The sequence below is a fragment of the Rheinheimera riviphila genome (genome assembly GCF_004005945.1).
GTDB classification, from domain to species: domain Bacteria; phylum Pseudomonadota; class Gammaproteobacteria; order Enterobacterales; family Alteromonadaceae; genus Pararheinheimera; species Pararheinheimera riviphila.
This window is the reverse complement of record NZ_SACS01000090.1, coordinates 1-255: the sequence shown is the minus strand read 5'-3', so window position 1 is coordinate 255 and position 255 is coordinate 1. Positions and strand designations below refer to the sequence as shown.

Annotated in this window: 1 protein-coding gene; it reads right to left on the bottom strand. The window is 52.9% G+C overall.

Annotation, left to right across the window (positions count from 1 at the left end):
* Positions 1-255 (bottom strand): InlB B-repeat-containing protein (locus tag EOE67_RS20635; RefSeq protein ID WP_206099692.1); only part of this gene is annotated, 255 nt, incomplete at both ends.

Sequence of the window (255 nt, the reverse complement as noted above, 5' to 3'; positions counted from 1 at the left end):
TGCCTTGCACGACACTACGCGACGAAGGAGAAACACTACCGCCAGCTCCGGCATTTGCAGTCACGGTATGATTTACCGGATTGGCAACAAAAGTGGCACTGACTGTACAAGCGGCGTTGATGGCTGCGGTGGTGAAAGTCGTGCCAGATAAACTGCCGCCACAACCGCTAACGCCATTGATGGTATAACCGCTATTCGCAGTGACCGTAAAACTGGTACTGCTGCCTTGCACTACACTGCGCGATGAAGGAGAAA